The organism is Proteus penneri (genome assembly GCF_022369495.1).
Classification (GTDB): Bacteria; Pseudomonadota; Gammaproteobacteria; order Enterobacterales; family Enterobacteriaceae; genus Proteus; species Proteus penneri.
Genome location: NZ_CP059690.1, coordinates 689,374 through 715,383, shown reverse-complemented (window position 1 = coordinate 715,383; position 26,010 = coordinate 689,374). Strand labels below are relative to the sequence as shown.

Below are 26,010 nucleotides of genomic sequence, written 5' to 3'. Positions count from 1 at the left end.
TAGGTGTATAATACTTGTGGAAAACGTTCTTTCAGCAAATATTGACAAGTTTCTATTAACCCTATATTGCTAGATACTTAACTTGCACTTAGCTTACATTAAAAAAACAAGGCTAATAATAATGAAACACTTGCAACTCAACAAAACACAATTTCGCTTAAGCGATAAACTCTGTTTACAAATTGACAATTTAGTCATAAACGAAGGTGACAGTTGGGCATTTGTAGGCAGTAATGGAAGTGGCAAAACTGCCTTAGCAAATGCATTATGCCAAGAAGGTATTTTGCTCTCTGGTGAGTTTATCAATACATTTTCTCGTCCAATTAGCCTCTCTTTTGAAAAACTACAAAAAATGATTGAAGAAGAGTGGCGTCGTAATAACACAGATTTATTAAGTGAAGGTGAAGAAGACACTGGCTTAACCGTAGCTCAAGTTATTCAAATGCAGGTAAAAGATGATGACAGATGCTTTTTATTAGCAAAACAATTTGGTATTGAATACTTGCTATCAAGACGATTTAAATATCTTTCTACTGGTGAGTCTCGGAAAGTATTACTTATTCAGCTTTTAATGAACAAACCAGATTTGATTATTTTAGATGAGCCTTTTGATGGCTTAGATGTTGATTCTCGCCGCGCTTTAAATGAGTTACTAACTCTATTACATCAACAAAATCTTACTATCATACTGATTTTAAATCGTTTTAATGATATTCCTGACTTTATTCAGTATGCAGGTCTACTAATTAATTGCGAATTAGTCGCCAACGGTGAGAAAGAACAGGTGTTATCTGACTCTGTAATAGGGCAATTATCTCACAGTGAAACGCTGGAAAATCTCACATTACCTGAGCAAGATCTACCAGATGCTATTCCTCAATTATCACCGACACTTTCCCCTATCGTGCTAAAAAATGGCGTAGTGAGCTATAACGACAAACCTGTTCTTCACCATTTAAGCTGGGAGGTAAAACCTCAGCAACATTGGCAGATTTTAGGCCCTAATGGTGCAGGGAAATCGACGTTATTAAGTTTGATTACAGGTGATCACCCTCAAGGTTACAGCAATGACTTAACACTATTTGGCCGCAAAAGAGGCAGTGGTGAAACAATATGGGAGATTAAACGCCATATTGGTTATGTCAGTAATGCCTTGCATCAGAGTTATCGAGTTTCTTCAACAGTAAAGAATGTCATTATTTCAGGTTTTCATGACTCTATTGGCATTTATCAAGCGATTACAGATAAGCAGCTTAAACTTGCTGATGAATGGTTAGCGTTAATTGGTTTAACAAACTATGCCAATAGTCCATTTCATGCTTTATCATGGGGGCAGCAACGTTTAGTGTTAATTGTTAGAGCATTAGTTAAGCACCCTACTTTGCTCATTCTTGATGAACCACTGCAAGGATTAGATACAACGAATCGGCTCTTAATCCAACGTTTTATAGATATCATGATAAGCCACAGCAATACGCAACTTTTATTTGTGAGCCACCATCAAGAAGACGCGCCATCGTGTATTACTCATCGATTGACATTTATTAAAGAAGGCGAAATTTATCGTTACCAACAAGAAATTTGTTAAATGTTGATTTTTACTGTCATAATCAGGGCAATGATTTTAGAAATTAACGGTAAACTTAGCTTTACTTTTTTATTTAAATTGACGCTTTTTTGCTTATTATTCGAACAATAATAAATAAAAAATGTGTCATTTTTACGGACGTTATTTTCGTCTATTTTTTATACAAAACGGATATTTTGTTTTTTTACGCCGATCCCGCTAGATTAACAGCTTGAACGATTAAGCAAAAGGTGTGACAACTGTGCAATAATTCATCGAACAAACGACATTTTTGACTTAATCCCTCTTGTTTTGTCACTTATGTTTGGCGTTCTTGTCGATGATCCATATAATGATTGAAGTGCTGATTTTAAACTTATATTAAGAAAGTAATTATAGGAGTCTAAACTATGGCAGTAACTAAGCTTGTGCTAGTTCGACACGGTGAAAGTGTATGGAACAAAGAAAACCGTTTTACAGGCTGGACTGACGTTGAGCTGTCCGAAAAAGGCCGTAATGAAGCGCAAGAAGCAGGTAAACTGCTAAAAGCTGAAGGTTTTGCTTTTGACTATGCATATACTTCTGTTTTGAAACGCGCAATTCACACCTTGTGGAACATTCTTGATCAAGTTGATCAACAATGGCTGCCAGTTGAAAAAAGCTGGAAATTAAACGAACGTCATTATGGCGCTCTGCAAGGTTTAAACAAAGCTGAAACCGCTGAAAAATACGGTGATGAGCAAGTTAAACAATGGCGTCGTGGTTTTGCTATCACTCCACCAGAATTAACTAAAGACGATGAACGTTTCCCAGGTAAAGATCCTCGTTATGCATCTTTAACTGAAGCAGAACTGCCATTAACAGAAAGCCTAGCATTAACTATCGACCGTGTAACACCATACTGGGAAGAAGTGATCAAACCACGTGTTGCTTCTGGTGAGAAAGTTATCATCGCCGCTCACGGTAACTCACTGCGTGCTCTGGTTAAATACCTAGACAACATGAGCGAAGATGAAATTCTTGAGCTGAATATCCCAACCGCTGTACCTTTAGTTTACGAATTTGATGAAAATATGAAACCAATCAAACGTTACTACTTAGGTAATGCTGACGAAATCGCAGCAAAAGCAGCCGCTGTTGCTAACCAAGGTAAAGCAAAATAATTTTACTTTTATTTTGAGTTAGATAAAAAAATGCCACTTCAAAGTGGCATTTTTATACTCTAAATTTAATTATTACGCTTTATTTCGACGCGCCGCAACTGCATATGCTAGTTGGCGTAACAGTATTTCGGTATCATCCCAACCAATGCAGGCATCGGTAATGCTCTTGCCGTAAACCAAAGGCTCGCCGCTTTCTAATGACTGGCTCCCTTCCACTAAATGACTTTCAATCATAACGCCAATTAATGCTTTTTCACCCGCACTAATTTGTTGGCAAATGTCAGCACCAACTTCCATTTGTTTCTCAAATTTCTTGCAACTATTGGCGTGACTGAAATCAACCATCACATTTTGTGGTAAACCGGCTTTTTTAAGCCCTTCTTTCACCGCTGCAACATGTTCAGCGCTGTAATTTGGCTCTTTACCACCACGTAAAATAATGTGGCAATCACCATTACCTGCTGTACGCACAATAGCTGAATGACCCCACTTAGTCACTGAAAGAAAACAGTGTGGTGATCCCGCCGCATTGATTGCATCAATAGCAACTTTAATGGTGCCATCTGTACCATTTTTAAAACCAACAGGACAAGATAAACCAGATGAAAGCTCGCGGTGAACTTGTGATTCTGTGGTTCGAGCGCCAATAGCCCCCCAACTCATTAAATCAGCAACGTATTGAGGTGTTATCATATCTAAGAACTCGCCAGCAGTTGGTAAGCCACTATCATTAATCGTTAATAAAAGATTACGAGCAATGCGTAAACCTTCATTAATATCAAAAGTATGATCCATATGAGGATCGTTAATTAAGCCTTTCCAACCGACTGTTGTACGTGGTTTTTCAAAATAAACACGCATTACAATTTCAAGTTTATCTTTCAGCTCTTCTCTAATAAGACTTAAACGTTGTGCATACTCCAGTGCAGCTTTCGGATCATGAATAGAACAAGGTCCAATTACCACTAATAGACGATCATCTTTTCCTGCTAGGATTTGATGAATAGCTTCACGGGCATGACGAACTGTAAAAGCCGCATTATCAGTTGCTGGAAACTTTTCCAATAAAGCTACTGGCGGTAAGAGTTCATTAATTTGTGTTATTTTAAGGTCATCATTTTGATAATTCATTCCCGTGTATCCACTCTTTTATGTTATCTAGTCAATGTTATTATTGCTTTCCCAATCTAACCATTCATTTTCTATCTGTAAACACCCTTTCACCTTAAAGCATCTATAGTTATTTTTCTAAAAAATCGTCAAAAATGGAAATAGCGCATTTAAGCGAAATAATGATTCAAAATTGCGTTAAGGATAAGAATAAAAACAATGAATAGTAAAGCTGGCGAGAAAGATAACTCTGCCAGCCTTTTTTTTATTAGGAGAGATAATTATTTCTACTAGAGTGTTTTGCTGCTTTGATCCACAAACGAGAACCATTAATAGCGATAGCCAGTAAAATAATATATTCAACAGACATTGCATAAACACCTTGTTTGTAGAATATAACAATACTAATCACATTAATAACAGACCAAATTAGCCAGTTTTCAACTAATTTCCGTGTCATTAAGATCATCGCTACAATCGACAGGACGGTCATTGTAGAGTCCCAGAATGGGTAAGCATCAGGTTCAATCACTGGTGTAGCTAAGTTTGCACCAAAGACATTTAGTATATCAACAGCAACAACGGCTAAATAACCAAATACAGTATCAATATTAAAAGTCAAAGCGACAATAGCAGCAATTGAAACAATAATTAAAAAGAGACGATGCCTTGGTTTTAACCAACGAATTCTTAGTTCCGCTTGCTCAAAATCATTTACTCGGCTCCATGCATACCATCCATAAATATTGGCCGCAAAGAAGAAAATTTGAAGCAATAAACTCGCATATAACTGAATTTGGAAAAAGATAATGGCAAATAAGGTGACGTTAATCAGTCCAAATAAGTAATTAATAATTTTTTCCTGACTTGCAAGCCATATACACAAGAGACCTGCTATAGTGCCCACAGCTTCAATCCACGAAAGTGGGTACCCACCTTGTCCAAGTGGAATGTTGACTAAAATATTATTGATACTAAACCAACTCATGACATCCATTTTACAACCCCGACTTAATCATAGAAAAAAACAAAGAAAATATGGGTTATTGCGACATCTTTGCAAAGTAGTAAAGATATATTATAAATTCATATTTATAATGGCACTTAGTTTTAAATACTAAACATTATATTGTTTAACTATAAAAACAACAAAAAAAATGTTTTATACACTAAACAAATTATTCTGATCTACGCTTTAAACAATAAAAACGATAAATAACTTTATACCTTTTAATTATTAGAGAGAAATATGGAGCCAACAACACGCTTAATCGATCGCACACTATCTTTTGCTCTCCTCGATCCTAGAATTGAAGCTGTAATACTGACAGGATCATTAGGTCGTAATAAAAAGATAGACAGTTATTCTGATATTGATATAGAGCTTATCGGTTATGGTGCGACTGAACTCGCAAAAAACCAACATTGGTTATCACAATTTGGTGATAGCTTAGTTAACTTACAATTAGAGTGTGAAGATCCTAAAGGTAAACTTTGGCCTATTTATTTACATGTTTTAGCTCAAGGTCGCAAAATGGACATTATGATGGCAGAGCCTGAGCGTATTTTTAGCATGAAAACAGAGGGACTTAGCCCAGTTTACCAGCGTGGATACCAGATCTTACTTGATAAAACAGGTTTATGTGACGGACTTCCTGAAATTAGCACTATAACGCCACCTACGCTCACTAAAGAGCAAGCTTACAATAATGCTCAAGAATTCTGGTTTGAAGCGTCACAAGTCGCTATAGCCATTTTACGCCATGAGTTTTGGTTTGCTAATTATCGTATAAACGATATGCGTGAATGGCTAATCGAGTTACTTGAACAAGTTGCGCTAAGTACATCAACACAAGATGTGTGGTATCAAGGAAAAAATCTGAAAGAATGGCTACCTAAGTTTTATTCATTGCGTTCACTAGAAAGCACCTTGGCAATGAGTACACCTTATGAGTCAGCAGCCGCCCTTTCTGTTATGATGGCTTTTTTCCTTGATGCTTCGAAACAGTTAAACCATCCTATCGATACAGCCATTAAAACCCAAGAGCTTGTCAGTAATTGGTTAATCGATAATGAATTTTTGACTGAAAATGAATACACACAAATCACGTCATCAATTATTTGTCATTACTGATTTGAACATTATTACAAATTAAGACCTGATAGTTTTTTCAATTGGGATAAAACTATCTTCATTGCTTAATAAAGTGGTGAACTGCACTATCAAAAAATAGAAAGATAATAAACGTTATTTACTGTTTAAGAAATGATAGATATACAAGGAAGGGTTTGAAATGGTGGGTCGTGGGCGATTCGAACGCCCGACCAATTGATTAAAAGTCAACTGCTCTACCGACTGAGCTAACGACCCATTTCAATAAAAACGGATTGGTATTCGAAAATGGTGGGTCGTGGGCGATTCGAACGCCCGACCAATTGATTAAAAGTCAACTGCTCTACCGACTGAGCTAACGACCCTTTTTCGAACTCGCCACATTCTCTGTGGCAACGGCGGGTAATAATACTGATTTAATGTATTTGTGCAACGTTTTTTTTCAAAAAAACATTCAACCGTTGAAAAAACAATCATTTAACCCCGAAAATGCAACATTTTACATTACGGGGTCAATAATTAGAGTGTTCCTAGCTGCTTTTGCGCTAATTTAGCGCCAGCGCTATTTGGATATTGCTTAATCACTTGTTGGTAAACAGCTTTAGCATTATCCTTTTGCCCTTTCTCTTGCATAATTAAACCAATTTTATAAAAGGCTTCACTTGCTTTTTGAGATTTTGGATAGTTTTTAACAACAATAGCAAAGGTGCTTGCTGCCTGATCCTTATTACCTTTTAAGTAATACATCTGACCCAACCAAAATTGTGCATTTGATTGATAGCTAGATTTTGGATAGTTATTGATAAAGTTGTTTAATTCAACAATTGCCTTATCGTAATCTTTTGAATTCAATACGATATCAATTGCTGCATTATAATCAGCCTTCTCATCACCTTGCCCTGAATTAGTTGCCGCAGGAGATGTTGAAGAAGCAGTATTATCAGATTGGGTGGCTTCTGTTGATGTTGAAGCTCCACCACCAAGGCTATCTAATTGTTGATAGATATTGCGTTGGCGTTCAACAACTTGATTTAACTGATATTGATTTTCCTGAATTTGACCACGTAACATATCAATATCACGCTGAGAATCAGCGAGTTGTTGCTGTAATTGAGTCAAAAGCTGGCTGTGAGCATTTGAAAAACGCTCAAGTTGGGCGAGTCGTTCATCGGTCGAACCTGAACCGATATTACTGATTGGCGCTTGGGCAATAGCGGCTACAGGAGCCGCTACGCCAACCAGTAACAACAGACTCATCAAGAAAGGTCTGAAGTTACTGTTGTTCATGCCGTTCTCTTAGTAATCCAGTACTGCACGACGGTTTTTCGCATAAGCGGCTTCGTCATGACCCAGTACAGCTGGTTTTTCTTTACCGTAAGAAACGATTGACAGTTGATCAGCTGATACGCCTTTACCTTGCAGGTACATTTTCACAGCGTTAGCACGACGTTCGCCCAGCGCGATGTTGTATTCTGGAGTACCGCGTTCATCCGCATGACCTTCTACAGTGATACGTACTGAAGGATTAGCACGCAGGAATGCAGCGTGTGCATCTAACAGGTTAGCGTAGTCTGAGCTAATGTCATATTTGTCAAAACCGAAGTAAACGATGTTTTGTTGTTTCAGTTGTTCTAATTGCTGACGTGCTAATTCTTCAGCAGTAGGACCTTGTTCAACAACTGGTACATTGTTTGTATCAGTTTGATCGTCGTTTTTGTTTGAGCTACATGCTGCAACAGCAACGAGTGGTAATGCTAACATCAACCCTTTAAACACTTTGTTTAATTGCATCTCTATTTGTTCCTTTATTTGTTTGCCATACATAATTTTTATGCATCACATAAACGGCGACCAGGCAGGCGATTTAACCTGACCATCAGTCGCCGGAAGACGCGCTTTGAAACGTCCATCAGTCGATACTAGCTGCAAAATGGTGCCTAAGCCTTGTGTAGAGCTATAAATAACCATTGTGCCGTTAGGCGCGATGCTTGGCGTTTCATCCAGAAACGTATCTGTTAGATATTGTACGGAATTCGTTTCCAGATCCTGCTTAGCGATATGTTGCCTACCGCTTTCAGAACTCACCATAACTAAGAAACTGCCATCTGGGCTTACTGCAGGATTTTGGTTTTGTTTACCTTCCCACGTAATACGCTCAGGCGTTCCTCCGTTAATATTAACCTTGTAAATTTGTGGACGTCCACCTTGATCTGAAGTATAGACTAAGGTTTGTCCATCTGGCATCCAATTTGGCTCAGTATTATTACTTCTGCCATTGGTTACCTGTGTCATATTTCCACTGGCTAAATCCATAACATACAGATTTAAGCTACCACTCTTAGAAAGAGCAAATGCAAGTTTAGAGCCATCTGGTGAAAACGATGGTGCACCATTATGTCTTGGGAATGATGCTATTTGACGAATTTCACCTGTTGCTAATGTTTGTACCACTAAAGCAGATTGACCACTTTCAAAGGTCACATATGCAAGTTTAGCACCATCTGGTGACCATGCTGGTGACATTAATGGCTGTGATGAACGATAAACACGATCTTGGTTAAAACCATCATAGTCAGAAACGCGTAATTCATAAGGATATGCGCCACCATTAGTCACAACAACATAAGCAATACGTGTACGGAATGCCCCACGAATACCTGTCAGTTTTTCAAACACTTCATCACTGGCTGTGTGAGCAGAATAACGTAGCCATTTAGATGGGACCTTAAACTCGCTTTGAGATAAAACCGCGCCTGGAGAGCCCGCAACGTCAACTAGCTGATAGCTTACTAAATATTGACCATCCGCTGACGGTTGTACGCGTCCAACAACAACAGAATCAATCCCTAATGCAGTCCATAATGCAGGTTGGACTTCAGAAGCCGTGACAGGCTGTTGAGGTATACGTGATACATCAATAGGATTAAACTTTCCGCTATTACGTAAATCTGCTGCAATCACACCAGCGATATCTTCTGGCATTTGACCAGTGCCTTCCCATTTAAAAGGAACAACACCGATAGGGCGTGCAGTATTCACCCCTTGTGTAATTTCAATTCGAACTTCAGCGTTAGCCAGAGTGGTTACGCATAAAATTAAAAGCCCGAAGATAACATTTAATGCCTGCTTCATCATGTCTCCCTTTTATTATTGCGGTTATTACGCAATAACGCACAGAATAGTAACAAACGCTTTTCAACAACACCATACAACGCATCAATAACATTCTAAAATAGATATAAATTAGTGTGTGTTTTCCTACAATCAGACAGTTTTATGGTTTAAACTCAATTACTGATGATTTTACTTGTTCATAAACATCTTTCGGTGGCTTCGGTAATTTAGCGGTATTTGCTGCTCTTAATGCCACTTGACATAAAGAAGGGTCCCCCCCTACAACCTTCGCACTGATTAACAAGCCATCAGGTGCAATACTGACTTTTAGCTCACAAGTTCGCCCTTTATACAACTCAGGGTCAATAAACTTTTGCTCAATAGCCGTTTTTACTTGTCCAATATAAGTAGCAACACCTGCATTATTGGCACCAGTACGATTTCCACCGCCTTGACCAGCGGCGGCTGCACCACTTTGTTTATTACCATCAGCCATTAAACCATCAAGTAAACTATCTACTGCTTTACTTTGCTGTTGAGCTGCGGCTTTTGCTTTAGCCTCTGCTGCTGCTTTGGCTTTTGCTTCTGCGGCTGCTTTGGCTTTAGCGTCCGCTTCAGCTTTCGCTTTGGCTTCAGCTTCTGCTTTCGCTTTAGCATCTGCCTCAGCTTTAGCTTTCGCCTCTTCCGCTTTTTGCTTTGCGGCTAATTCAGCTTGTTTTTTCGCTTCAGCTTCTGCTTGTTTTTTAGCATCTGCTTGCTCTTTTAAAATGCGATCACGTTCAGCTTTTGCTTGCGCAGCCGCTTCTTCTGCAACCTTTTGTTCTTCTTTTGCTTTAGCGGCAGCTAATGCTGCTTCACGTTTTTGAGCCTCTGCCGCCTCTTTTGCTTGTAAACGTTCAACTTCTAACGTTTTCAAACGTTCTTGTTCTTTCATTTGCTGCTGACGCAACTCTTCTTCTTGTTGCTCAGCTCGCTCTTTACGCTCTTGCTCGGCTTTTTGGACGTTAGCTTGTTGCGCTTTTTGCTGATTATACTGTTGCACCACAGCATTAGGATCGACCATAATAGCATCAATAACTTGTCCATCAGATCCACCGCCACCACCTAAATCCCATTTCTGAGTTAACGAACCCCAGATAAGTAAGGCTATAACGAGTAAATGCAAGGCGGTAGACAAGATAACTGAACCGCTCAATTTACTTCGAATTGGCTTCGTTTTCTTTCCCACGCTATTATCCAAACTTATTTCAACCTAATTACATAGGTTGAGTCATTAAACCTACAGATTTAACACCTGCTTGACGTAACATGTTGAGCGCTTTAATTATCTCATCATAAGGAACATCTTTAGCACCGCCAATAAGAAATACAACTTTCGGATTTTTTTCCAGTTGTCGTTTAGCTTCAGCCATAATCTGTTCTTGTGGTAATAATTCTAATACTTCCTGATCAACACGAATATTGTATTGCCCAACCCCTGCCACTTCGACAATCACAGGAGGGTTATCACTACTTGAAACAGTTTGTGTCTCTGTTGCTTCAGGAAGATCAACTTCAACACTTTGCGAGATAATAGGTGCCGTTGCCATGAAAATAAGTAACAGTACTAATAATACGTCGAGCAAAGGAACAATGTTAATCTCTGATTTTACGCCTCGGCGGCTACTGCGACCCCGTGCCATCAGCTCTCTCCTTCTGCGTTAACTATTTCTTTTCTGCGGAGGCAAAAGCTTGGCGATGTAAAATCGTCAGGAACTCTTCCATAAAGTTATCGTAACTTTGTTCCAGTTTATTTACACGCTGCGTAAACCGGTTATAAGCCATAACTGCGGGGATTGCCGCAAATAAACCGATAGCTGTTGCAATCAACGCTTCAGCAATGCCGGGAGCAACCATTTGTAATGTTGCTTGTTTAACACTACCTAATGCAATAAATGCATGCATAATTCCCCATACTGTACCAAACAGACCAATATATGGGCTGATAGAACCAACAGTGCCGAGGAAAGGAATATGAGTTTCTAAAGATTCTAATTCACGATTGAAAGAAACACGCATTGCTCTTGATGCCCCATTAACAACTGCATCAGGAGCATGAACGCTTGCTTGATGCAAACGGGCAAATTCTTTAAAGCCAGAATGAAAAATTTGCTCTGAGCCAGATAATTCATCACGGCGAGCTTGGCTATCTTTATATAAACGAGCCAAATCAGTACCTGACCAGAATTTATCTTCAAAATCTGCAGCTTCACGATCGGCGGCATTCAGAACTTTAGTTCGCTGAATAATAATCGCCCAAGATGCAATAGAAAATCCGATTAAAAGCAACATGATCAACTTAACTAAAAGCCCTGCTTTTAGAAAGAGATCGATAACATTCATGTCAGCCACTACTTAAACTCCGCGATAATGGACTTGGGAAGCGCTACTGGCTTCATTTTTGATGAATCTACGCAGACAACAAGCACTTCTGCGCTACATAATACACAACCATCTTCATTAATAATCTTTTGAGAAAATGTCATTGAAGCACCACGCAATGTGGTAATTTCACTTTCTACTTGCAAAAGATTATCAAGTCGAGCTGGCGCAATATATTCTATTGATAATTTACGTACAACAAATACAACATGATCATACTCCCGTAAATCATGCTGATGAAAACCTTTTTCTCTGAGTAGTTCAGTTCTAGCGCGTTCAAAATATTTCAGATAACTGGCATGATAAACAACACCACCGGCATCAGTATCTTCATAATAAACACGAACAGGCCAAAGAAACTGCATATTACCTCCATTACCTTTCCCGAGTTAAGTCCATAAATAATGTAGCTATAGGTTATCTAACTATACTTAAGAGGTCGCTCTAAGGGAATCGTAGTAACGTAAAGAATAGAAAACGCAGTTTTCAGGCGCCAATCATAAACTCTTCTTTGCAACACGCAATATGCTTTGTGCTCTGAATAGAAAAAATATTTTTATTAAGACAGCATAAAAATGCTTGCTAATTAGAAATTCATAGATTGTTTAATTTAATAGTATTATTTTTAATGACAGAAAAAAACCAGTTAAAAACTGGTTTTATATATAAATCAATTAATTACTTACGATTGGAGTTTCATGAAGATAGTGCCATTGCCAACACTCATCATGAGAATTACGTCTCAATAACACTACAGATTCGCGCATAAGAATTTTCTTATTTTCACTGTGTATTTCTTGATATCTGACAAGCGCCAAACAATCTGACTGATAAATTATTTTATAATCTCTCGTTTGTATTTTCAGACCACGTCTTTTTCCTGCATTTTGTCTGAACATCGCGATAACGTCATCATAACTCACTGCTTTCCCACTGATCCCTACCATTGAAAACTCTTGAGATAAAAGGTTTTCTATTTTTGTAATGGCATCAACTGATAGTGGGTATTGTGTAAAAACTGTTTCAATCTCATCATGCAAAGATTTAATGCTTTCTATAATTGAGTCAGTATTAAAATTCATCTTGTGTTTCCTGTGTAATCACTTTTTTCTTTATTGTAAATAATAAAGTAAGAGGTAATATGCCTATCAATGCACATATTAAAAAGGTCATGCTATAAGCTGTTTGTGGTAAACAAAAAAGAGAAAGAATATTAAATAACATAGCAACCATAGTTGCCCCGATACTAAAAACAACTTGTCTATTAATATTCCAAATAATACTTGCTTGAACTAATTTTTGTGTACTAAAGTCATACAACGCTGTGGTTTGAGCGGTGTTAGCACCAATCCCCCCACCCACTCCGATAATTAGATAGGCAATAATCAGTAATGGAATATCTGTATTACTATTTACAAATGTTAATAAAGAAATACCAATACTGTGCAATAGCAATGCAATTATAAATAAATATTTCATACCTAATTTATTATAAAGTGCACCACTTATTGTCATTGAAATAAAAGCACCCAGTGCATACAACAACATGAAAAAACCTGTTCCTTGAGCAGTAAATTTTAAATATTGTTGTAAATAAAAAATAGCGAGAATATTCACCCCAGTAAAAACACCTGGAATACAGTAATAAATAAAAATAGAGAGTGATAGATTTCTATTTTTTAATAATGCTAAATTAATAACCGGCGATGAATGATGCCGATAATGGTAATAATAAAGTACAGCAAAATTTGTTGAAAGTGCGGCAATCACTAAGGCAAATAATGTTGAGTGATATTCACCATAAGCAGATAATGCGAACAATCCAGATACAATGATCAAACTAATAAGAATGATCCCTTTAATATCAGGTATAACATTTTCTTTAGGTAAAGGCTCTTTTACCCAGATAAAGGCCAGAAACGCAGTTAACAATGAGAATGGAATATTACTATAAAAAACCCAACGCCACGAAACAACATCAACAATAAATCCACCTAATGTCGGTGATATTGCCGGTGCAATCAAAGCTATCGCCATAATGATCGTTGATATTTTGCTTCTTTCATGTCCTTGAAAATATTGAAAAGTTAATGCTTGTCCGATTGGGATTAGCAGTCCACCACTCACACCTTGAATAAAGCGCCAAAAAATAAGTTCGCTGAAAGCGTGAGAATATCCGACTAATGCGACCGATAAACTAAACATCAACATTGACGTTACCATCAATGCTTTAATTCCAAAACGTTGAGATAACCAGTGACTCAAGGGAATAATTAATGTTAATCCCAGAATATAACTATTTGAAACCCATGTAACAGAAACGATAGAGATCTGCATATCATTGGCTATTGCAGGTAATGCAATGGCTGACATAAAAATGTTAATACAATCGATAAAAAAGCCCAGCAAAAATATAGATGCAATTCGATAGCGGTAAGTCATAAAAATCCTCCGCACATAGAGTACGGAATATTGACGAATTTCGTCTATCTGACAAAATAGAATTTATTGTTTAATCAGAGTAAACAATCATGCAAAATCAAATTGATCGAATTCGCTCTTTTATTGCTGTTGTTGATACCGGTTCATTTACTCAAGCAGCAAAATATTTGCGCCTAAGTAAATCGATGGTGAGTATTCATATCAAAGCATTAGAAACAGAATTGGATGTCTCTTTACTCAATCGTAATACACGACGATTTTCACTGACAGAAACGGGAGAAATGCTTTATCAAGACTTTCGTCTTGTGTTAAGTCAGTTAGAACAAACTTTGGATAAGGCGCGATTAGGACAACAAGAGCTGCAAGGATCGTTACGATTAAGTTCAACAACTGAATTTGGTGAACACTATATTTTGCCATTACTCAATCAATTTATACAGTTACACCCAAAGCTAAAAATACAATATGCATTTAATTCTTCTATTGAGGATTTAATAAACCATAAGCTTGATCTCGCTATTCGACTTGGTACATTGAAAGATAGCAATTACCGATCTACAAAGCTGGCTGATTATAAGATAAGTTTGGTTATTTCCCCTGGTTTATTACAGAAATTCTCAATAAAAACTATCGACGACTTAAAGGTTATTCCTTATTTAGCAAATAGTAATTTACGTCAAAGTAAACTTTCACCATCTTTAGAATTTAATATCTTACTCTCTCAGTTATCTCAAAATGCTTATTTTGAAACTAATACTATTTCGGCATTAAAAAAAATGGTACTTTCGCATACAGGAATGGCTATTTTACCATATTGGTTCATTCATCAAGAATTATTGGAAGAGAAATTAGTTGTGCTGTTTCCTGATATTTCTTTGTTAACACAATCCGTTAATATTATTTTCCCTTATAGTGAATATATCCCAAGAAAAACACGTTTATTTATTGATTACTTAAAAGAAAATATCCAGCTATAACGTTAGAAAAGTGAACGAATGTAGCAAGGATATTTAGAAAATAAAATACCTTATTTCTTTTTCATACACTGAGTAGAAATAAGGTATTTTCTTAGAAGAAAAAGTAAATTAGCCCAACAACCAAAATAATAATTGCAGGGATTGGATGTAATAAACATTTTGCAACAACATGCTTAGGACGGAATGCTAGACCAAAAGTTGCTCCAGCACATACAGACCAAATAAGAAGGACACCTTGCCAAATTGCCAGTGAACTTGTGTTCGCGGCAAATCGGCTAGGGTCCCACATGACACAAAATGCCATTACCAACGCCATGATTAAAACAAGAGCCCTAATAGGGCCCTTGTCTAATAGTTGGTAGCTTTTATCCAACATTATTCTTCACTTTCTGAAGCTTTTTTCGCTTCAGCATGCTCGAAAGCCAGTCCTGCGATCACCGCAATACTACAAGCGAAGAGCGTTCCGAGAAGCCATGTAAAATACCACATTCTCTATGCTCCTTAGTACAGAGTATGATTATTGCCTTCGATAAATTTCTTATCGAGGCGACCATGCATTTTCCAGTAACACCAAATGGTGTAAAGGAGAACGATAGGTACAAAGATAATCGCAACAACTGTCATCACCTGAAGAGTAAACAGGCTAGAAGTTGCATCCCACATAGTTAAGCTCACATCTGGGAAAGTGCTTGAAGGCATCACAAATGGGAACATGGTCACACCACACGTCAGGATAACACCCGCAATTGTCAGTGAAGTGAACAGGAATGCCCAACCCCCTTTATTTGCTTTAGTTGCAACAATCGCCAGTAATGGAGATAACAGACCTAAGGCCGGTAATACCCATAACACAGGATAATTGTTGTAGTTAGTCATCCAAGCACCTGCTTCATGAGAAACGGTTTTCAGTAGTGGAGATGATGGACCAGCTGTATCAATAGCGCTTGTAATAATAAAGCCATCGATACCATAGATTAACCATACACCTGCTAATGCGAATGCGATGAAAGTAATTAATGAGGTAATGTACGTTGTTTTACGAGTACGCTCATGTAATTCACCAGTTGTACGCATTTGAAGATAACTTGCACCATGTGCAACAATCATCATTAAACTAACCACACCCGCTAATAAACCGTATGGGTTTAACAGACTTAACAGGTTGATCAGCGCATTAGTCGTACCATTATAAGATACACGTTGCATGCTATCGACTTCTAAAGGTACACCTTGTAACAGGTTACCAAAAGCAACACCGATAACTAATGGTGGAACGAAGCTACCAATAAAGATACCCCAATCCCACATACCACGCCATTTTGGAGATTCCAGTTTAGAACGATAATCAAAACCCACTGGGCGGAAGAATAAAGCCGCCAGTACGAAAATCATACCAAAATAGAAACCCGAGAATGCTGCAGCATAAACCATTGGCCATGCAGCGAATAATGCACCACCTGCTGTGATTAACCATACTTGGTTACCATCCCAGTGAGGTGCAACAGAGTTAATCAAAATACGGCGTTCAGTGTCATCTTTCGCGATAACGCGTAGTAACACACCAACACCCATATCAAAACCGTCAGTGACTGCAAAGCCAATTAGTAAGATACCAATCAGTAGCCACCAAACAAATCGCAATACTTCATAATCAAACATAGTGGACTCCTGTGTTACTTACTTTGAGAAGAAGCTGTCTTCTGTTCAAAGTGATAGCGACCCGTCTTCAGGCTGCTCGGCCCAAGGCGACCAAATTTGAACATCAGGAACATTTCAGCAATTAGGAACAGTGTATACAGACCACAGATAAGTCCCATAGATACTAGGATATCAGCCTGTGTCAATGAAGAAGTTGCTACAGCCGTAGGCAGGATTTCACCAATCGCCCATGGTTGACGTCCATATTCTGCAACAAACCAACCTGCTTCAACTGCGATCCATGGTAATGGAATACTAAACAGAGCAGCACGCAGTAACCATTTATAGTTACCAATGCGGTTAGACAGAACTGTCCAGAAGGAAATCGCAACAACTAGTAACATCAGGAAGCCTGAAGCGACCATGATACGGAACGACCAGAACAATGGTGCGACATTAGGAATAGTATCTTTTGCAGCAGATTTGATTTGCTCTTCTGTTGCATCAACAACTTTATCAGTATAACGCTTCAGTAATAAGCCGTAGCCTAAATCTTGTTTAGTATCATTAAATGCTGCACGAATAGCAGGATCAGTATTACCTGCGCGTAATTCGCTTAATAATTCGTAAGCTTTCATACCATTACGAATACGAACTTCGTGCTGACTCATCAGATCATTAAGGCCTAATACAGGTGTGTCGAAAGAACGCGTTGCAATAATACCCATGACATAAGGGATTTGTAATGCAAACGAGTTTTCCATTTTTTCTTGATTAGGGAATGCAATCAGATTAAATGCAGCTGGAGCGGGTTCTGTATGCCATTCACCTTCAATCGCAGCCAATTTGGTTTTCTGTACGTCACCCATTTCGTAACCAGATTCATCACCCAGCACGATAACAGATAATACAGCTGCGATACCAAAAGTAGCAGCAACTGCGAAAGAACGTTTTGCAAAACCGATATCACGACCTTTGAGCAGGTAGTAAGAGCTGATACCCAGAACAAAGAATGCACCAGTACAGTAACCAGCAGCAACGGTGTGAACAAATTTAACTTGAGCGACAGGGTTTAAAACCAGATCAGCAAAACTCAACATTTCCATTCGCATGGTTTCAAAGTTGAAGTCTGCAGCGACAGGGTTTTGCATCCAACCATTCGCAACAAGGATCCACAGAGCAGAGAAGTTAGAACCGAAAGCAACTAACCAAGTTACCATCAAGTGTTGCTTCTTACCTAAGCGATCCCAACCAAAGAAGAACAACCCGACGAAAGTTGATTCTAAGAAGAACGCCATTAAACCTTCGATTGCTAAAGGTGCACCGAAGATATCACCGACGTAATGAGAGAAATATGACCAGTTAGTACCAAATTGGAACTCCATGGTCAATCCAGTTGCGACACCCAGAGCAAAGTTAATACCAAATAACTTACCCCAGAACTTTGTCATATCTTTGTAAACTTGTTTACCCGACAGAACATATATCGTTTCCATGATTGCCAGCATAAACGCCATACCCAGCGTTAATGGGACAAACAGGAAGTGATACATTGCTGTTAAGGCAAACTGTAACCGTGACAGTTCGACAATATCAAACATCTTGACTCCTTGCTCCTAGCAGGAAGACACCGACTTGCGGCAACCCGACTTTATTAAATTATAAAGCCTCATAACTACCAGCAATAAATGCCTCTAAAAACAACAACGAATATTAAAGACCAAAAACACAATACCTTACAAATAGTACGCTTATATTTACATATAATAAATATATTTTGCGTGACCCAGATTTGAATTTTGAGCTTAGGTCAACAATACGACTTTTAGGTTTGTAACAGCATATTTGATCGTGTGCCAATTTAAGCATATTCAGAATTTTTTTCCACAATTAATAACTTGACCCACATCAAAAAAACACTTTAATGTTAACTAGTTGCGAATAAATTGCCCAATAGTTACCATTGTGTTAATGCAATGTTGTTTTTATTTTTGAGTGTTATTTACCTCCTTATAACTTCCATAATAAAATTAACTTTTTATTTTCATAAAAGACTTAAAAATAAACACATTTAATTGTGTTTTATTAATTTTAATATCAATTTTATTTTTTTGCAGGTAAATAATAAATATTTTAAAAAAATAAGCTATTAATTAATAAGTTGAAATTTACAAAAATGTATATATAAAAAAAATACTCTCAATTTTTGATCTAACAAAGATATATGAAAAAGTCTAATCTTGCTTATTTATTCCTAATATTATTTTTTATAACCTCTTTTTTATTCTAAATAGAAAAAGTACAATAAATCCATATTTAGCTGACAAAATACAAAACAGCCATTTACACAAAAACAAATAACCACAAATAAATCAATAAGATAGATAATTTAAATAAGTCAATCATTGAACGACATGAGAAATAATACGAAAACTTTTTTATTATTTTTTCTTATTTAAACAAAATGTTCTTCGAGATAATACCAACTTCTTATTATCAATTCTTATAACGATAAATAGAACATAATCTGACTTTAATCGTCATTTTGATGTTTTGTATAATAGAAAGGTATTTTTTCCTACCAAAGAGCTTGCCTCCTTCTCTTCTTTATGCATTCATTAGCATGCTTAACCGTCTTATATTCTTAGTAAAAATCAGCGTTACAGGGTGATCCTTGTATAAATTTAACGCTAATTATTACGATATTTATAGAAGAACCTAGTATTGAAAACACCATAAAACAAATGTTCATTTTTTCTAGATGACACTCTTTTCATTCAAAACACGTATTTAAAATATTATTTTTAACAATCCAAGAGACTTGTTTATGGTTTTTATCATTATTTTTAGGATCGACAATAAAGTAAATAAATAGAAAAATGCGTTTTCGCATACAGATCAATTTTTAAAAAAGATAATATAAAACAAATTATTAGCGTAAATTTAGGCAAGGTATTGATATGTTAATTACAATACTAGCTATTTATATAAGCTGTTAAATGAAACTAGAAATAAAAATGCCAGCTTCTTTTTTGGAAACTGGCATTTTAGATAGTATTAATCTGAAATTATTAACAGAATTGTTACTTACTTGATCAGTGATTTAATTGCTTCACCGATATCAGCTAAGCTACGGACAGTTTTCACACCAGCAGCTTCAAGAGCAGCAAATTTCTCGTCTGCGGTGCCCTTACCACCAGCAATAATTGCACCCGCATGTCCCATACGTTTGCCTTTAGGCGCTGTTACACCAGCAATATAGCCGACAACCGGCTTAGTAACGTGATCTTTGATATAAGCGGCCGCTTCTTCTTCCGCTGTACCACCAATCTCACCGATCATTACAATCGCTTCTGTTTGTGGATCTTCTTGGAAAAGCTTCAGAATATCAATAAAGTTAGAACCCGGAATTGGGTCACCACCGATACCAACACAAGTTGATTGACCTAAGCCAACGTCTGTTGTTTGCTTAACAGCTTCATAAGTTAATGTACCTGAACGAGATACAATACCTACTTTACCTGGTAAGTGAATGTGGCCAGGCATAATACCAATCTTACATTCACCTGGAGTGATAACACCTGGGCAGTTAGGGCCAATCATACGCACGCCAGCTTCATCTAATTTCACTTTAACAGTCAGCATATCCAGCGTAGGAATACCTTCAGTAATAGTAATAATTAGTTTGATGCCTGCATCAATCGCTTCTAAGATTGAATCTTTACAAAATGGCGCCGGTACATAGATAACTGTCGCAGTTGCACCTGTTGCTTCAACGGCTTCACGCACTGTATTGAATACCGGTAAGCCTAAGTGCGTAGTGCCGCCTTTACCTGGTGTAACACCACCGACCATTTGTGTACCATAAGCAATTGCTTGCTCAGAGTGGAATGTTCCTTGGCTACCAGTAAAACCTTGGCAAATTACTTTGGTGTTTTTATCGATTAAAATAGACATTATTTTGCCTCCGCTGCTGCAACAACTTGTTTCGCGGCATCAGTTAAGCTTTTAGCTGCGATAATATTTAATCCACTATCCGCTAATTTTTTGGTGCCTAACTCTGCATTGTTTCCTTCGAGACGAACAACCACAGGAACATTAACGCCAACTTCTTCAACTGCGCCAATAATACCGTCTGCGATTAAGTCACAACGAACAATACCGCCGAAAATGTTGACTAATACAGCACTGACATTTTCATCTGACAAAATAATTTTAAATGCTTCAGTTACACGCTCTTTTGTTGCACCACCACCTACATCGAGGAAGTTAGCGGGTTCGCCACCGTGAAGTTTAACAATATCCATAGTACCCATTGCTAAACCTGCACCATTGACCATGCAACCAATGTTGCCATCTAATGCAACGTAGTTCAGTTCCCACTGTGCCGCTTGTGCTTCACGAGGATCTTCTTGTGAAGGATCGTGCATTTCACGCATTTCTGGTTGACGATACAACGCGTTGCTATCTACGCCTAATTTACCATCAAGACAAATCAGATCGTCTTCTTTAGTGATAACCAAAGGGTTAATCTCAATTAGCGCAAGATCACGCTCTAAGAAAATAGAGGCTAATCCCATAAAGATCTTAGCAAATTGACTGACTTGCTTGCCTTTTAAACCCAGTTTAAATGCTAATTCTCGTCCCTGATAAGGCATAGGGCCTGTCAGTGGATCAATAATTGCGCGATGAATAAGTTCTGGCGTTTCTTCCGCCACTTTTTCGATTTCAACGCCGCCTTCTGTTGAGGCCATAAAGACAACGCGACGGGTACCACGGTCAACAACCGCACCAAGATAAAGTTCTTTAGCAATATCAGTTGCTGCTTCAACCAAAATCTGTGTAACAGGCTGACCATTAGCATCTGTTTGATAAGTGACTAAACGCTTGCCTAACCATTGTTCAGCAAATGCGCGGATCTCTTCTTTAGATTTAACGACTTTTACGCCGCCCGCTTTACCACGTCCACCCGCGTGAACCTGACATTTCACGACCCAAGGGCCTTGACCAATTTTTGATGCAGCTTCTTCTGCCTCACGCGGTGTAGTGCAGGCGAAACCAGCAGGTGCTGGTAATCCATACCGTGTGAAAAGCTGTTTTGCCTGATACTCGTGTAAATTCATGATGTTCTATCCATAATCTTGTTGAAAGTCGGGCTTTCTTATTTTTTTGACTATAAGCCAGTAAAATCTGGCTTCACGAACACACTGTACTTCTTTGATGCTTGTGTCTGTTGCTAAGTAGGCAGGAGGAGCATCTCCTGCCTAAAAGCGATATCTATTACCTATACATCAAGTAATAAACGAGCTGGATCTTCTAGCATCTCTTTAACGGTTACTAAGAAACCGACAGACTCACGACCATCAATTAAACGGTGGTCATAAGACAGAGCCAGATACATCATTGGTAGAATAACAACCTGGCCATCTACTGCCATTGGGCGATCTTTAATAGCATGCATCCCTAAAATGGCACTTTGTGGTGGGTTGATAATTGGAGTTGACATTAATGAACCGAAAACACCACCATTTGTGATAGTGAAGTTACCGCCAGTTAAGTCTTCAACAGTTAACTTACCGTCACGACCTTTTACAGCTAATGCTTTGATATTTTTCTCAATATCGGCCATGCTCATTGCATCCGCATCACGTAATACTGGTGTTACCAGACCACGTGGTGTCGATACTGCAATACTGATATCGAAGTAGTTGTGATAAACCACATCAGTGCCATCAATAGAAGCGTTCACTTCTGGATAACGTTTCAGGGCTTCAACAACGGCTTTAATATAGAAAGACATAAAACCTAAACGTACACCGTGACGTTTTTCGAATGCTTCACCATACTGAGCACGTAACTCTTTGATTGGTTGCATGTTGATTTCGTTAAATGTTGTCAACATTGCAGTGGTGTTTTTCGCTTCTAATAAACGTTCTGCTACACGTTTACGTAAACGTGTCATTGGTACACGTTTTTCGCTACGGTGAGATAACGGTGCTTGAGGAACTTCTGCTACAGGTTGTGCCGTTGACTTATTCGCAACATGGCCTTCGATATCTTGGCGAGTTAAACGTCCACCTACACCGCTACCTTTCACATCCGCAGGGTTAATATCGTGTTCAGCCACTAAGCGACGTGCTGTTGGACTTAAGGCATCATTATTGTCTTTTGCAGCAATATCCGCGCTTTGACGCTGTGCTGGCGTACTATCTTGAGCAGGTTTCACATCAGCAGGAATGCCAGTGCTATCACCTAAACGAATACGACCTAGCAATTGGCGTGAACCAACAGTAGCGCCCTCTTCTTCAAGAATGCTTTCTAAAACACCAGCTTCACTTGCAGGAACTTCTAAAACAACTTTATCTGTTTCGATTTCAACCAGCACTTCATCGCGTTGAATGCTATCACCAGGTTTTTTATGCCAAGTTGCGACCGATGCGTCAGCAACTGATTCAGGGAGATCCGGTACTAGAATGTCTACACTACTCATTTTCTATCCTTATTTATTCAACTTTCAGTGCGTCTTCAACCAGAGCTTTTTGTTGCTCCTGATGAACAGAGGTATAACCAACAGCTGGAGAGGCTGATGCAGGACGTCCTGCATAACGTAATGTTGCACCCGTAGGGATCGCATCACGGAAATTATGCTGGCTGCAATACCAAGCCCCCTGATTTAAAGGCTCTTCTTGACACCAAACGAAATCTTTCACATGGGAGTAAGGTGCCAGAATTTGCGCAATATCTTCGTGTGGGAATGGATACAGTTGTTCAATACGAATAATGGCAACGTTGTTTTGTTCATTAGCACGACGCTGCTCTAATAAATCGTAGTAAACCTTACCTGAGCACATCACAACACGTTTCACATCAGCTGGTTTTAAATCATCAATTTCACCAATGACCGGTAAGAATTTACCATTGGCTAATTCATCTAACGCAGAAACCGCTAATGGATGACGTAACAGTGATTTTGGTGACATTACGATAAGTGGGCGACGCATGCCACGTAACGCTTGACGGCGTAACATATGATAAACCTGGGCCGGAGTTGACGGCACACAAACCTGCATATTTTGTTCTGCACACAGTTGCAGATAACGTTCTAAACGTGCAGAAGAGTGCTCTGGGCCTTGGCCTTCATAACCGTGTGGCAACAACATGACTAAACCACACATACGACCCCATTTTTGCTCACCTGAGCTAATGAATTGGTCGATAACCACTTGAGCAACGTTTGCGAAGTCACCAAATTGTGCTTCCCAAATCGTTAAACCACGAGGTTCTGTTGTGGCATAACCATATTCAAATGCAAGTACTGCTTCTTCTGTTAATACAGAGTCCCAGACATTAAATTGTCCTTGAGCATTATGAACATTAGCTAATGGTACATAAACAGAGCCATTTGTTTGGTTATGAATAACGGCATGGCGATGGAAGAATGTGCCGCGTCCCGCATCTTCACCAGAAAGTCGAATGGTGATACCTTGATCAACTAAAGTTGCATACGCTAATGTTTCTGCTGCCCCCCAGTCGAGTAGTTTCTCTCCTTCAGCCATAGCAGCACGGTCAGCATAAATTTTCTCAACCCGAGACTGCATCACGATTTCTGAAGGAACGGTACTCACACGACGCGCTAAATCTTGTAAACGCGTTTTCTCTACTTTATGTGGATACTCTTCATTCCATTCGTGATTTAAATACGGTTCCCATGTGTAAGAATGCAGCCCCATTGGGCGATATTCTTCAACAACACAATCACCCCGATCCAACGCATCGCGATAGAGATTAACCATCTCTGTCACATCATTGGCATCAAGCAATGATTGAGCAACCAGTTTATCCGCATAAATTTTACGTGGTGTTGGGTGTTTTTTGATTTTTTGATACATCAGAGGCTGAGTCGCATTTGGCTCATCCGCTTCGTTGTGACCATGACGACGGTAACAAACGAGATCAATCATAACATCACGTTTAAAGGTATTACGGAAATCTAATGCTAGGCGAGTGACAAAAGCAACCGCTTCAGGATCATCTGCATTAACGTGGAAAATTGGTGCCTGAACCATTTTCACAATATCAGTACAGTATTGTGTTGAACGGGCATCTTTTGGATTTGAAGTCGTAAAACCAACTTGGTTATTGATAACAATACGAACTGTACCGCCGACTTCATAGCCACGCGCTTGAGACATATTCAGGGTTTCTTGCACAACACCTTGACCTGTCACAGCCGCATCACCATGAATAGTGATAGGAAGAACCATATTGCTACGCGCTTCATCTAAGCGATCTCGACGAGCACGAACAGAACCAATGACAACTGGGCTAACAATCTCTAGGTGAGATGGGTTAAAAGCTAATGCGAGATGAACTTGAGCGCCTTCAGTCGCAAAATCAGATGAGAAACCTTGGTGATATTTAACGTCACCTGTTCCCAAATGTTCTTTATGAATACCCGCAAATTCATCAAATAAATCAGCCGGTTTTTTACCTAAGATATTAACCAGCACGTTTAAACGTCCGCGGTGCGCCATACCAAGAACCACTTCACGAGTGTCTTGTTTACCAGCATGGCGGATTAAATCTTTTAACATCGGAACTAATGCATCACCACCTTCTAAAGAGAAGCGTTTTGCACCTGGGAATTTCGCGCCTAAATAGCGCTCTAAACCTTCAGCTGCGGTTAGCTCTGTCAGGAAGCGTAACTTTTCTTCTTTCGTGAATTGGTCTGCTACATTCACTGATTCTAAACGTTGTTGTATCCAGCGTTTTTCTTCAGTATTAGTGATATGCATATATTCAGCACCGATTGAACCACAGTAAATGCGTTTCAGTGCTTCATATAAATCACCTAACTTCATCGTTTCTTTGCCGATAGCAAAAGAACCGACATTGAAGGTTTCTTCAAAGTCTTCTTTAGTTAGATTATGGAAAGCTGGATCTAAATCTGGCACAGATTCTTGTTTCCATAAACCAAGCGGATCGAGATTAGCGTTTTGGTGACCACGAAAACGGAAGGCATTAATGAGCTGCAAAACTTTCACTTGTTTTGAGTCCATTGCCGGATCGCTTACCGAGGTATGATATCGAGTGGATTCTTTTGCGAGGCGTCTGAAATAGTCGCGGGTTTGAGAATGCGACTGTTCTATGCCTTGACTTGCGGGCAGTTGTTGAAAAATCTCTCTCCAACTTTCGTCAACAGAGTTTGGGTCAGTTAGGTAGTCTTCATAGATATCTTCTATGTAAGACTGATTCTCTCCTGCTAGAAAGGTTGATTCTAGCCAGTCCTTCATTGCGCCGTTCTGCATTATGATCCCTTAAGCTATACAGCTTTAGTTCGCCGTGGATAACTAATACCGTGATTAAACGGTGTCGATTGCAAGGTTCTCTTATGACCCGCTATCTCGCAGGTTCTTTAAATATGGAGCTTTAGCTCTCAAGGAACCTTTAAGCACTGTCTAACAG

Annotated in this window: 23 protein-coding genes and 2 tRNA genes; 4 read left to right on the top strand and 21 right to left on the bottom strand. The window is 38.7% G+C overall.

The genetic code is table 11. The features are described from left to right. Positions 1-121 precede the first annotated feature (121 nt). Both modF and gpmA read left to right on the top strand, forming a co-directional pair. Complete coding sequence (gene modF / locus H1225_RS03110; protein ID WP_115065180.1) at positions 122-1,588, top strand: molybdate ABC transporter ATP-binding protein ModF; 1,467 nt, start codon at positions 122-124, stop codon at positions 1,586-1,588. 389 nt (positions 1,589-1,977) lie between these two features. Beyond that, positions 1,978-2,730, top strand: a complete 753-nt coding sequence (gene gpmA / locus H1225_RS03105; protein ID WP_072062906.1) for a 2,3-diphosphoglycerate-dependent phosphoglycerate mutase — start codon at positions 1,978-1,980, stop codon at positions 2,728-2,730. A 72-nt stretch (positions 2,731-2,802) separates the two neighbouring features. Here the strand turns inward: gpmA and aroG are convergent, their stop codons facing one another. Continuing rightward, complete coding sequence (aroG, locus tag H1225_RS03100) at positions 2,803-3,861, bottom strand: 3-deoxy-7-phosphoheptulonate synthase AroG (RefSeq protein WP_109400688.1); 1,059 nt, start codon at positions 3,859-3,861, stop codon at positions 2,803-2,805. Between the two features lie 247 nt (positions 3,862-4,108). Continuing rightward, positions 4,109-4,837: a nicotinamide riboside transporter PnuC gene (gene pnuC, locus H1225_RS03095; protein ID WP_275585108.1), complete on the bottom strand. Its 729-nt coding sequence runs from the start codon at positions 4,835-4,837 to the stop codon at positions 4,109-4,111. A gap of 252 nt (positions 4,838-5,089) precedes the next feature. On the opposite strand from pnuC, the gene H1225_RS03090 reads away from it, so the two are divergent. Beyond that, positions 5,090-5,974, top strand: a complete 885-nt coding sequence (locus tag H1225_RS03090; RefSeq protein WP_161671366.1) for an aminoglycoside 6-adenylyltransferase — start codon at positions 5,090-5,092, stop codon at positions 5,972-5,974. Positions 5,975-6,135: 161 nt separating this feature from the next. Here the strand turns inward: H1225_RS03090 and H1225_RS03085 are convergent. From H1225_RS03085 to H1225_RS03035, 11 genes are all read right to left on the bottom strand, one after another. Beyond that, positions 6,136-6,211: transfer RNA gene (locus tag H1225_RS03085), tRNA-Lys, on the bottom strand. Between the two features lie 31 nt (positions 6,212-6,242). Then, positions 6,243-6,318 (bottom strand) — tRNA-Lys (locus tag H1225_RS03080). Between the two features lie 154 nt (positions 6,319-6,472). Beyond that, positions 6,473-7,240 carry a tol-pal system protein YbgF gene (ybgF, locus tag H1225_RS03075; RefSeq protein WP_072062909.1) on the bottom strand — a complete coding sequence of 256 codons (768 nt, stop codon included), beginning with the start codon at positions 7,238-7,240 and terminating at the stop codon, positions 6,473-6,475. Between the two features lie 9 nt (positions 7,241-7,249). Beyond that, positions 7,250-7,744 carry a peptidoglycan-associated lipoprotein Pal gene (gene pal, locus H1225_RS03070; protein WP_036912100.1) on the bottom strand — a complete coding sequence of 165 codons (495 nt, stop codon included), beginning with the start codon at positions 7,742-7,744 and terminating at the stop codon, positions 7,250-7,252. Between the two features lie 45 nt (positions 7,745-7,789). Then, positions 7,790-9,085 carry a Tol-Pal system beta propeller repeat protein TolB gene (tolB, locus tag H1225_RS03065; RefSeq protein WP_023581196.1) on the bottom strand — a complete coding sequence of 432 codons (1,296 nt, stop codon included), beginning with the start codon at positions 9,083-9,085 and terminating at the stop codon, positions 7,790-7,792. Positions 9,086-9,227: 142 nt separating this feature from the next. After that, positions 9,228-10,295 carry a cell envelope integrity protein TolA gene (gene tolA / locus H1225_RS03060; RefSeq protein ID WP_115065178.1) on the bottom strand — a complete coding sequence of 356 codons (1,068 nt, stop codon included), beginning with the start codon at positions 10,293-10,295 and terminating at the stop codon, positions 9,228-9,230. 28 nt (positions 10,296-10,323) lie between these two features. After that, positions 10,324-10,749: a colicin uptake protein TolR gene (tolR, locus tag H1225_RS03055; protein WP_023581195.1), complete on the bottom strand. Its 426-nt coding sequence runs from the start codon at positions 10,747-10,749 to the stop codon at positions 10,324-10,326. Positions 10,750-10,771: 22 nt separating this feature from the next. Further along, on the bottom strand, positions 10,772-11,458 hold the full coding sequence (gene tolQ / locus H1225_RS03050) for a Tol-Pal system protein TolQ (RefSeq protein WP_036912094.1): 687 nt from the start codon (positions 11,456-11,458) through the stop codon (positions 10,772-10,774). Beyond that, the gene (gene ybgC / locus H1225_RS03045) at positions 11,458-11,853 is read right to left on the bottom strand and encodes a tol-pal system-associated acyl-CoA thioesterase (protein WP_006537646.1); all 396 of its coding nucleotides are present in this window, start codon (positions 11,851-11,853) and stop codon (positions 11,458-11,460) included. Before ybgC ends, tolQ begins: the two co-directional genes overlap by 1 nt. Positions 11,854-12,162: 309 nt before the next feature. Beyond that, on the bottom strand, positions 12,163-12,570 hold the full coding sequence (locus tag H1225_RS03040; protein WP_109847467.1) for a DUF4440 domain-containing protein: 408 nt from the start codon (positions 12,568-12,570) through the stop codon (positions 12,163-12,165). After that, on the bottom strand, positions 12,560-13,930 hold the full coding sequence (locus tag H1225_RS03035; RefSeq protein WP_161671365.1) for an MFS transporter: 1,371 nt from the start codon (positions 13,928-13,930) through the stop codon (positions 12,560-12,562). The genes H1225_RS03040 and H1225_RS03035 overlap by 11 nt, the downstream gene beginning before the upstream one ends. Positions 13,931-14,019: 89 nt before the next feature. On the opposite strand from H1225_RS03035, the gene H1225_RS03030 reads away from it, so the two are divergent. Beyond that, the gene (locus tag H1225_RS03030; protein ID WP_161748420.1) at positions 14,020-14,907 is read left to right on the top strand and encodes a LysR family transcriptional regulator; all 888 of its coding nucleotides are present in this window, start codon (positions 14,020-14,022) and stop codon (positions 14,905-14,907) included. A gap of 91 nt (positions 14,908-14,998) precedes the next feature. On the opposite strand, the gene ybgE is transcribed toward H1225_RS03030, so the two are convergent. The 8 genes from ybgE to sucA form a co-directional block, all read right to left on the bottom strand. Continuing rightward, complete coding sequence (gene ybgE / locus H1225_RS03025) at positions 14,999-15,283, bottom strand: cyd operon protein YbgE (protein ID WP_006537652.1); 285 nt, start codon at positions 15,281-15,283, stop codon at positions 14,999-15,001. After that, complete coding sequence (cydX, locus tag H1225_RS03020; protein ID WP_072062915.1) at positions 15,283-15,396, bottom strand: cytochrome bd-I oxidase subunit CydX; 114 nt, start codon at positions 15,394-15,396, stop codon at positions 15,283-15,285. Before cydX ends, ybgE begins: the two co-directional genes overlap by 1 nt. A gap of 12 nt (positions 15,397-15,408) precedes the next feature. Further along, positions 15,409-16,566 (bottom strand): cytochrome d ubiquinol oxidase subunit II, encoded by a 1,158-nt coding sequence (gene cydB / locus H1225_RS03015; RefSeq protein WP_006537654.1) that lies wholly within the window; start codon positions 16,564-16,566, stop codon positions 15,409-15,411. 14 nt (positions 16,567-16,580) lie between these two features. Continuing rightward, entirely contained in the window at positions 16,581-18,146 is a 1,566-nt protein-coding gene (cydA, locus tag H1225_RS03010) for a cytochrome ubiquinol oxidase subunit I (RefSeq protein WP_006537655.1), read from the bottom strand. A gap of 1,486 nt (positions 18,147-19,632) precedes the next feature. Next, positions 19,633-20,502 carry a succinate--CoA ligase subunit alpha gene (sucD, locus tag H1225_RS03005; protein WP_006537657.1) on the bottom strand — a complete coding sequence of 290 codons (870 nt, stop codon included), beginning with the start codon at positions 20,500-20,502 and terminating at the stop codon, positions 19,633-19,635. Then, positions 20,502-21,668, bottom strand: coding sequence for an ADP-forming succinate--CoA ligase subunit beta (gene sucC, locus H1225_RS03000; protein WP_006537658.1), 1,167 nt, complete (start codon positions 21,666-21,668; stop codon positions 20,502-20,504). The genes sucD and sucC overlap by 1 nt, the downstream gene beginning before the upstream one ends. Before the next feature lie 161 nt (positions 21,669-21,829). Continuing rightward, positions 21,830-23,035, bottom strand: coding sequence for a 2-oxoglutarate dehydrogenase complex dihydrolipoyllysine-residue succinyltransferase (odhB, locus tag H1225_RS02995; protein ID WP_072062917.1), 1,206 nt, complete (start codon positions 23,033-23,035; stop codon positions 21,830-21,832). A 13-nt stretch (positions 23,036-23,048) separates the two neighbouring features. After that, positions 23,049-25,853 (bottom strand): 2-oxoglutarate dehydrogenase E1 component, encoded by a 2,805-nt coding sequence (gene sucA, locus H1225_RS02990; protein WP_072062918.1) that lies wholly within the window; start codon positions 25,851-25,853, stop codon positions 23,049-23,051. Positions 25,854-26,010 lie beyond the last annotated feature (157 nt).

Excerpts from the sequence above, each read along its gene's own strand:
- modF (WP_115065180.1), top strand. The coding sequence starts at position 122 with ATGAAACACTTGCAACTCAACAAAACACAATTTCGCTTAAGCGATAAA.
- gpmA (WP_072062906.1), top strand. The coding sequence starts at position 1,978 with ATGGCAGTAACTAAGCTTGTGCTAGTTCGACACGGTGAAAGTGTATGG.
- aroG (WP_109400688.1), bottom strand. The coding sequence starts at position 3,861 with ATGAATTATCAAAATGATGACCTTAAAATAACACAAATTAATGAACTC.
- pnuC (WP_275585108.1), bottom strand. The coding sequence starts at position 4,837 with ATGGATGTCATGAGTTGGTTTAGTATCAATAATATTTTAGTCAACATT.
- H1225_RS03090 (WP_161671366.1), top strand. The coding sequence starts at position 5,090 with ATGGAGCCAACAACACGCTTAATCGATCGCACACTATCTTTTGCTCTC.
- ybgF (WP_072062909.1), bottom strand. The coding sequence starts at position 7,240 with ATGAACAACAGTAACTTCAGACCTTTCTTGATGAGTCTGTTGTTACTG.
- pal (WP_036912100.1), bottom strand. The coding sequence starts at position 7,744 with ATGCAATTAAACAAAGTGTTTAAAGGGTTGATGTTAGCATTACCACTC.
- tolB (WP_023581196.1), bottom strand. The coding sequence starts at position 9,085 with ATGAAGCAGGCATTAAATGTTATCTTCGGGCTTTTAATTTTATGCGTA.
- tolR (WP_023581195.1), bottom strand. The coding sequence starts at position 10,749 with ATGGCACGGGGTCGCAGTAGCCGCCGAGGCGTAAAATCAGAGATTAAC.
- ybgC (WP_006537646.1), bottom strand. The coding sequence starts at position 11,853 with ATGCAGTTTCTTTGGCCTGTTCGTGTTTATTATGAAGATACTGATGCC.
- H1225_RS03040 (WP_109847467.1), bottom strand. The coding sequence starts at position 12,570 with ATGAATTTTAATACTGACTCAATTATAGAAAGCATTAAATCTTTGCAT.
- H1225_RS03035 (WP_161671365.1), bottom strand. The coding sequence starts at position 13,930 with ATGACTTACCGCTATCGAATTGCATCTATATTTTTGCTGGGCTTTTTT.
- H1225_RS03030 (WP_161748420.1), top strand. The coding sequence starts at position 14,020 with ATGCAAAATCAAATTGATCGAATTCGCTCTTTTATTGCTGTTGTTGAT.
- ybgE (WP_006537652.1), bottom strand. The coding sequence starts at position 15,283 with ATGTTGGATAAAAGCTACCAACTATTAGACAAGGGCCCTATTAGGGCT.
- cydX (WP_072062915.1), bottom strand. The coding sequence starts at position 15,396 with ATGTGGTATTTTACATGGCTTCTCGGAACGCTCTTCGCTTGTAGTATT.
- cydB (WP_006537654.1), bottom strand. The coding sequence starts at position 16,566 with ATGTTTGATTATGAAGTATTGCGATTTGTTTGGTGGCTACTGATTGGT.
- cydA (WP_006537655.1), bottom strand. The coding sequence starts at position 18,146 with ATGTTTGATATTGTCGAACTGTCACGGTTACAGTTTGCCTTAACAGCA.
- sucD (WP_006537657.1), bottom strand. The coding sequence starts at position 20,502 with ATGTCTATTTTAATCGATAAAAACACCAAAGTAATTTGCCAAGGTTTT.
- sucC (WP_006537658.1), bottom strand. The coding sequence starts at position 21,668 with ATGAATTTACACGAGTATCAGGCAAAACAGCTTTTCACACGGTATGGA.
- odhB (WP_072062917.1), bottom strand. The coding sequence starts at position 23,035 with ATGAGTAGTGTAGACATTCTAGTACCGGATCTCCCTGAATCAGTTGCT.
- sucA (WP_072062918.1), bottom strand. The coding sequence starts at position 25,853 with ATGCAGAACGGCGCAATGAAGGACTGGCTAGAATCAACCTTTCTAGCA.